The following is a 7,151-nucleotide window of genomic DNA, read 5'->3' on the forward strand; positions in this document are numbered from 1 at the left end:
GAGCCTTTCATGACCTGGACACGCACCGAACTCGAAGACGCCTTCGCGGGTTACCAGAACACCGTTGTCGAGTGCACTCGTTCCGGCGATTGGAACGCCTTCGCGGACATGTTCACCGAGGACGTCGTCTACGTGGAACACGCTTTCGGCACCCTCAATGGCCGAGAGGCCGTACGCAAGTGGGTTACTCGCACGATGACGGAGTTCCCGGGGCACCGCATGACCGAATTTCCAGCCAACTGGTTCGTGGTCGACGAGCAGCGCGGATGGATCGTGTGCGAGATCGACAACCCGATGGAGGATCCGGGTGACGGATCCAAGCACGGAGCCGCCAACATCACGATCCTGCACTACGCCGGCAACGGACTGTGGTCTCGCGAAGAAGACGCCTACAACCCGATGAACTTCCTGTCGATGGCAAAAGCATGGTGCCTCGCCGCGGAAGCAGCGGGCACCCTCCCCGACGACGCCAAGGCCTGGCTCGCCAAATTCGGCGCTATGGTGCGATAGATCCTGTCGGCAACGAGGATCCGACCGGCTGAGCCGGACCGACCGCACCGGCCAACGACCACTGCCCGTAGTCCCGAGTGAGGATCGAGTTCAGATCCACGCCGACGCCGTCGACCTTGCGCTTGTCGATCTCGAACTGATGCAGGTTTGCCCGCGGGTGCACATACCCTGCGGGCGAGCCCCAATTGTGCTGCCAGAACCAGGTTCCGACGCCGGCACTGATCATGGCGTCGATCACGCGAGTGTTTCCGTAGACGCCGAGCGCTCCGTTGCCGACAACCGAGGCCCACCCCTCGAGGTACGGCGTGATCAGCGTAGTGATTTCAGTAGTGGTCGGGTTGTCGTCGATCGACGCGTAGATCGGCCGACCGGACGGCCCACCAGCCGCCGCATGTAGTTCGAGGCCACGGGCAGCATGACGCTTGCCCGCTTCGCGGGCCCCGCGCCAGTCCGCCGTTCCGCCCTTGCCGAATTGATAGCAAGAAACGACTTGAAGTCCGGCCGCGGTCAACGCGTCGGTTTCCCGCGCCAGTACGGGCTTGCCGACCATCCAATCGGCGCCCGGGCGCCTGTCCGAGACGTATCGAATGGCGCCCGCATACCCGGCGGCCTTTATCGCCTGAGCGGACGGCACACCGGCGGCGTAATCGAGCAGGGTCCCGAGCGAACCGGCATTGGCCACCGACGTCGTACCGCTCAATGCAGCGAGTCCGGCAGCCGCCGATCCAGCCGCTGCGTACTTGAAGAGGTTTCTTCGCGAGACGTGCACAAAGCTCCGATCATCGGCGTGTCCCGCTCGAAGTGGCGGGCAGGCAAGCTATCTTCTTTCGCTCGCATTCCACCACAGTCACATCAACCCCGCCATGCACTTGGTCAACAATGCTCACATTGTCACCAAATTGGACGCCTGACAGACAACAGTGGCCCCCGAAGGCATCGCCTTCGGGGGCCACTGAGTCGGCCTAGCGGCCGGAAGCTATCAGCTGAGCGAGGTGAAGAAGCTCAGAGCGCTGAAGAGATCAGACGCGTTGCTGAAGAAGTCGTTGAGGAAGGTGAAGGCATCCGAGAATTCTGCGCTGCTCATGCGATGTGCTCCTGTCGAAGATACGGTCCAGAGGATTGCCGCCACGTGAGTGGCTGCTGGCGATAAGAGTAGAGGCCTTCCGTTACTTCCGCGACACCAAATGTGTCCGGGACGTTACATTTCGACCCCTTCGGGGCGCGGACATACACACAGGTAACACCCACCGGCAGTGATCAAACTGTCACCTAAGGACGATTTATTGACGTATTCCGAACATCATTCCCGATAGCAGCTACCGAGCAGCATCAAACCTGTAGGCCGACCACAAGATTGGCAAGCCTTACTTAACGGGATGGGTGTTGCTCCCGATAGAGGGCGTACCAGCAGATTGGCCAAATCCCCCGCGGCAATGTAGCCACGCGAGCTTAGTGCGGGCGCAAACATTCAGCCACAGTTCGAGTTAGCGAGATCTTTACGCCGAAAACGACCGTCCCGACGGCCCGCGAGACAGTACCTATCGGTCATCATGGTGACGCTATTCACACTGATTTGAGGAACTCCCGGCACCGATAACAACCGGATCTCGACACCGATTGGACGTTCGAGGGCACAGTGGAGTTCATGAACCTCACAAAAAAGGATTCCTGGAGTGAGCTGTCACCCGCGCAGCGCCGCGTCGTCTCCCTGCTCGCAACGATTCAGTCCCTGTTGGCGATCGCAGCGTGGACCGACCTGGCGCGACGCCCTGCCGATACGGTCAACGGCAGCAAGAAGAAGTGGGCGGCGATCATCTTCGTCAACTTCTTCGGACCGCTCACCTACTTCCGCCGAGGCCGGATTCAGTCGAAGTAGTCCCAGAACTGCAGCCACTTCACGGAGGCGACGAGCGTCAGAGTCACGACGTACACCGCAATTACCGCTGCGCCACCGCGCCAGTTGGTGCGGGGAACGGCGCCGTCGACCGGGTCGAGCCAGTGGCGGAACCACCTGGTGACCGTCGGCATCAGGAACCACGTCATGGCGCCGACGCTGACTATCTGGCTCAACCACATCGACAGCCACGGCGGCGCTCCGATCCCGTCGAGCAGCGGCCCGAGAAACCTCGACAGCGTCATCACCGTCGGATAGAGGACGAGCAGGATGATCATCGCCGTCTTCCAATTCGGCGTCGCGCGAGTCTGCCCGTTCTCCGTGCGCAGAATGGTGCCGAACGGTGTCGACCGCGTGGTCTCGGTGAAGTCCTCGGCCAACTCGGCCCGCAGTTTCGGTAGTGCTGCGGCCCTCTCGGGCGACGCCATCCACACCGCCAACTGCTGTTCTGTCCGAAACCGAAGGACGGACTTCCACTGGGTGGAGTCGGTGACCGACCGCAACAACATCACCGACTCGTAGCCGGAGAATCGCGAACTGAGATCGATGAGGTGTCGTTGCGTTCGCAGAAACTCGTTCTCCTTACCCACGACGACGGCGTGGTCGTACACACCGATACCGGGCGGCGGCAGCACGCCGTCGATCAGAACGAGATCACTCGTCTGCGCCAGAATTCCCGTTGCAGCAGCTGATCTTTCGAGATCGCGGCGATCAGTCGACTCCAGCCAACGATGAAGATCGTCGGCACTGTCGAAAGTGACGGACACGCCGTGCGACACCGGTTCCGGTTGATCACTGATGCCACAGCTCAGGTAGCCGTCGAATCGACCGGCGGTCTCGGCCGCACGCTCGACCCACGCCCGGAATCCCGAACTCGTTCGGTGGTACCCGGTGATGGCAGTTGCGGACACGTCAGCCCGATATCCGGCGCCCTTGCACGTACACGTGCGCAATCGCGGGCTCGCGCATCGCCATCAGGAGCCCGAAGAGCATCTGGTCGCGGGCGAGTATCGGATCATCCGAACGCGTTCCGTAGTTGACGAGCCCGGCGAGCGGCGGCCACCCGGACGGATCGATCACCAGGAAGTCGGCCTCTTTGCCCTCGTCGAAGTTGCCGATCCGGTTCTCCATGTCCAGCGCGCGAGCACCGGCGAGTGTTCCGGTGAACAGCAGTTCGGCAGGGTGCATCGACACTCCGTCGTCTCCGGCTTCGGAGATGTGAACCTTGAAGGCGTCGCCGAGGACTCGGGTGAGCAGGCACTCGTCGCCGCCACCGAAGTCCGATCCGATCGCGATGTTGACCCCTGACGCAACGGTTCGTTTCCACGGCATGGTGCCGGAGCCGAGAAACTGCTGGGACGTAGGGCAATGTGCGATCGAGGTTCCGGTCTCGGCCATTCGTGCGAGTTCGGAGTCCTGGCAGTGCACCGAGTGCGCGAGTATCGCGCGTGGACCCAGGAAGCTCTTTCCGCCGACCTGTGAGCCGGGGAGGAACTTGCCGTCGTACGTGTCGAGATAGGTCTCGACCTCGTACTCGGCGAGTGTGGTTGCCACCTCGCCGGTTCCGGGCCGATTGTTCTCGTTGAGATGACTGTGGAAGTAGACGCCCCGGTCACGGACGGAGTCGTACAACTCCCCCAAATCCTTCAGCGTCCGTGTTGTCACCGCGAGAGAGAAGCGGGGAACCACTGCGACGTGAACGAGCGCAGTGTTCACGTCGCCGGTGTCGGCCGCGTGCCACTTGTCGATCTCCTCGCGGGTGAGTCTGATCGCGTCCTCTTCCGAGGTGATCAGCGCGGCGGCGGAGGCCGGGCCGGTGGTCTGAACCCCACGTCCGCTGACCACCCGAAGGCCGCGTTTCAGAGTTTCCGAGAACAGGGCGTCCTGCGCGTGCGGGAAGGCCGATCCGAACACCATCGCGGCCGTGGTTCCCGTGGCGATTCGGCGAGCGCAGAAGGCCTCGGCAGCGTGCTGGGCAAACTCCGGATCAGCGAATCGCGATTCGGAGGGAAAGACGCACAGGTCGAGCCACTCGAGGAGTTGGCCGCCGCCGTATGCGTCGCCGGCGTAGGTCTGCGGGAAATGAATGTGTGCATCGACGAATCCGGGCAGCAGGAAACCCGGTCAGTGGCCGTGGGTTTCAGCGCCTTCGAGACCGCTCGGGAGTGATCCGAATTCTCCGCAGTAGACGATCGTTCCGGCATCGTCGATCGCCAAGACGCCGTCGGGGATCGAGACGAGCGACTGCGCCGCATCCTCTACCGTCGGACGACCGGAGATGTGGAAGACATGGCCTCGATGAAGGTGCGTCACTTACTGAGCAAAGCACAAAACTACCCGGCGTCGCGCGGCGAATGCTGTCCTTTTTGTCAGATATTGGGATCAAGCAAGAGTTGCATGCCAAACAAGAGCCGCAGCCAGCGCACCGGCACCGTTCAACGACCAATGCAGAGCAATCGGCGCAATGAGGCTGCCGCTGCGATGACGAAGCCAGGTGAATACGAGACCGGCCGCAGCGGTGGCGAGAACGGCTCCGAGGATGCCGGCGACCTGGCCGACGACTCCGGTACCGAGAAAGCCGGACAGCCCTTCGTTACCGCTGGTCAAACCCATCGACGACGCGATGTGCCACAGTCCGAACATCAGAGAACCGGCAGCGGCGACGCCGCGGAATCCACTGACCCGGTTCAACGTGCCGTGCAGGACGCCACGGAAAGCCAACTCTTCGGGAATGACGGTCTGCAGCGGGATCACGATCATCGACGCGATGATCGCGCCGGAAATAGTGGCGTAGCGATCCGCCATGAAGAAAGGACGTGTGAGCGGAAGCAGGGCGCCGACGGCGACAACGGTCAGCACCAGGCCGACGGCAGCAAGCGCGTACTTCGAACCTCGCCGCAGGTCACGAGGGGACAGCCCCAATTCCGCCCACCCCATTCCCCGGCGCTTGGTGAGCGCCAACAGGACGAGAGCAGAGATGGGTACCGTCGCGATGCTTGCCCAGGCGGTGGTGAAATGCGCGATCAGATTGGTTCCCACCAGCACCACGATCACAACAGCGATATCCACGTATGCATGCATCCGCGGAAAACGAGGAGCGGTCGCTTCGATCTCCACTGGGCCGCCGCTCGTTAGCTGAAAGTTCACTTTTTCCAGTGTACTGACGCACGAGAACTGCCCGCCACTGTTTGCGAACACGCTCACAGTGACGGGCAGGTCCCGAAACAGCTCTGATCAGGCGACGAGCGTGCTCGCAAACTTCGGAACGGCGTTGTCGATTGCGTAGGTCAACCCCGGTACCGAGCCACTCGAGAACGCATTGACGAGTGCCGGGTCATCGAGGATCAACAGATGTCCCTCCTGGGCCGACGGGATTGCGCGCAGTAGCGGATCGTTCGCAAACGCACTGCTGTCGAGGAAGATCGGGAACAGCACGGTCAGGTCGGCGTCGAACAGATTCAGGTTCTCGTTGGCAACCGGGATGTAGAAGTTTCCGGTGGCTTTTTCGGTGATCGCCGTCGGGATCGTGAAGCCGAGACGGGTCATGAAGTCTGCGCGTGCGTCGCCGGGTACGTACGCGCCGTAACCGTCGGTACTGTAGGCGCCGACGGCCGCTGTCTTACCCGCAAAACTCGGATTGGCGGCAATTGCAGCGTCGAACTTGGCGTCGAGGCCGGACAGTAGCGCCTTTCCTTCTGCTTCCTTGCCGAGAGCCTTCGCGACGAGTTCGGTCTGCTGCTCGACCGTCGTCCCGTACGCAGTGGACAGACCCGGCGGCGGCCCGACCGTCGGCGCGATGGCGCTGAGCTTGTCGTAGGTGGCCTGCGTGTTGTCGCTTCTCGTCCACAAAATCAGGTCCGGGTCGAGAGCAATGACGTCCTCGATGCTCAGGTCCATGGTTCCGAGGATCTTCGGGTCCGTGGTGAACTCGTCCGCAATCCAGGGTCCGACGCCCTTGCCACCGAACGCCATCCAGTCCGCGACGCCCACTGGTTGAGTGCCCAGAGCGAGTGCCGTCTCGGCGTCCGACCAACCGAGCGCGACGACGCGCTCCGGGTTGGCCGGGACCTCGACGTCACCGAACATGGTCGAGACGGTTGCTCCCGCCTCCGCGGGTGCGTCAGCGCTGTCGCTGCTGCAGCCGGCAAGTCCGGCGACGGCGAGCGAGGCCGCCAAGGCGGTGACTGCAATCTTCATTCGAGAGACTTTGATTCGCATGGTTACCAGCACTCCTCCAACGCTCAGCGAGAATTAGGGAAGGCTAGCATCAGCTAACGAAGGCTGTCGCCCATCGGCCAGATCGTGTTCAGGACGCGTCTGCGGCCCGTTCGAGCTCCGCGATGTCGATCTTCTTCATCTTCATCATCGCGTCCGTGGCGCGTTGCGCCTTGGCCCGATCCGGATCCTTCATCAGTTCGAGAAGGCGATTCGGGACTACCTGCCAGGACAATCCGAACTTGTCCTTGGCCCATCCGCACGGGCCCTCTTCCCCATCCTCGGTCAGCCTGGACCAGTAGTGATCGACCTCAGCCTGATCGACGCACGGAATTTCGAAAGACACTGCTTCCGAGAACGTGAACATCGGCCCGCCGTTCAATCCGGTGAATCGCTGACCGCCGAGTTCGAAGCTGACGGTCATCACCGAGCCTGCCGGCATTCCGGAGGGCGATCCCTCGACGTACCTTTCGATTCCGAGTATCTGCCCGGAACCGAACACCGAGATGTAGAAGTTGGCTGCTTCTTCTGC

Annotated in this window: 7 protein-coding genes and 1 pseudogene; 2 read left to right on the forward strand and 6 right to left on the reverse strand. The window is 62.1% G+C overall.

The genetic code is table 11. The features are described 5' to 3' along the window. Positions 1-9: 9 nt before the first annotated feature. The gene (locus tag A2J01_RS20780; protein WP_007726289.1) at positions 10-510 is read left to right on the forward strand and encodes a nuclear transport factor 2 family protein; all 501 of its coding nucleotides are present in this window, start codon (positions 10-12) and stop codon (positions 508-510) included. On the opposite strand, the gene A2J01_RS20785 is transcribed toward A2J01_RS20780, so the two are convergent. After that, positions 497-1,279 (reverse strand): DUF1906 domain-containing protein, encoded by a 783-nt coding sequence (locus A2J01_RS20785; RefSeq protein WP_030536231.1) that lies wholly within the window; start codon positions 1,277-1,279, stop codon positions 497-499. The two genes, A2J01_RS20780 and A2J01_RS20785, sit on opposite strands and share 14 nt — an antisense overlap. An 876-nt stretch (positions 1,280-2,155) precedes the next feature. Between A2J01_RS20785 and A2J01_RS20790 the strand changes: the two genes are divergently transcribed. Next, complete coding sequence (locus A2J01_RS20790) at positions 2,156-2,386, forward strand: PLD nuclease N-terminal domain-containing protein (protein WP_064113477.1); 231 nt, start codon at positions 2,156-2,158, stop codon at positions 2,384-2,386. Here A2J01_RS20790 and A2J01_RS20795 read toward each other — a convergent pair. From A2J01_RS20795 to A2J01_RS20815, 5 genes and pseudogenes are all read right to left on the reverse strand, one after another. Next, positions 2,374-3,315 carry an antibiotic biosynthesis monooxygenase gene (locus A2J01_RS20795; RefSeq protein WP_064113473.1) on the reverse strand — a complete coding sequence of 314 codons (942 nt, stop codon included), beginning with the start codon at positions 3,313-3,315 and terminating at the stop codon, positions 2,374-2,376. The genes A2J01_RS20790 and A2J01_RS20795 overlap by 13 nt on opposite strands. Position 3,316: 1 nt before the next feature. Next, positions 3,317-4,717 (reverse strand): annotated as a pseudogene (locus tag A2J01_RS20800) (amidohydrolase family protein). Positions 4,718-4,786: 69 nt separating this feature from the next. After that, a complete protein-coding gene (locus A2J01_RS20805) occupies positions 4,787-5,485 on the reverse strand; it encodes a CPBP family intramembrane glutamic endopeptidase (RefSeq protein WP_020908494.1) in 699 nt (232 codons plus the stop codon). Positions 5,486-5,638: 153 nt separating this feature from the next. Continuing rightward, positions 5,639-6,601, reverse strand: a complete 963-nt coding sequence (locus A2J01_RS20810) for an ABC transporter substrate-binding protein (protein WP_231915195.1) — start codon at positions 6,599-6,601, stop codon at positions 5,639-5,641. A 109-nt stretch (positions 6,602-6,710) separates the two neighbouring features. Then, positions 6,711-7,151, reverse strand: a 441-nt coding sequence (locus A2J01_RS20815) for a VOC family protein (protein WP_064113474.1), incomplete at its 5' end; no start/stop codon positions are given.

This window comes from Rhodococcus sp. EPR-134, assembly GCF_001647205.1.
GTDB lineage: Bacteria > Actinomycetota > Actinomycetes > Mycobacteriales > Mycobacteriaceae > Rhodococcus_F > Rhodococcus_F qingshengii.

Excerpts from the sequence above, each read along its gene's own strand:
- A2J01_RS20790 (WP_064113477.1), top strand. The coding sequence starts at position 2,156 with ATGAACCTCACAAAAAAGGATTCCTGGAGTGAGCTGTCACCCGCGCAG.
- A2J01_RS20780 (WP_007726289.1), top strand. The coding sequence starts at position 10 with ATGACCTGGACACGCACCGAACTCGAAGACGCCTTCGCGGGTTACCAG.
- A2J01_RS20805 (WP_020908494.1), bottom strand. The coding sequence starts at position 5,485 with ATGCATGCATACGTGGATATCGCTGTTGTGATCGTGGTGCTGGTGGGA.
- A2J01_RS20810 (WP_231915195.1), bottom strand. The coding sequence starts at position 6,601 with ATGAAGATTGCAGTCACCGCCTTGGCGGCCTCGCTCGCCGTCGCCGGA.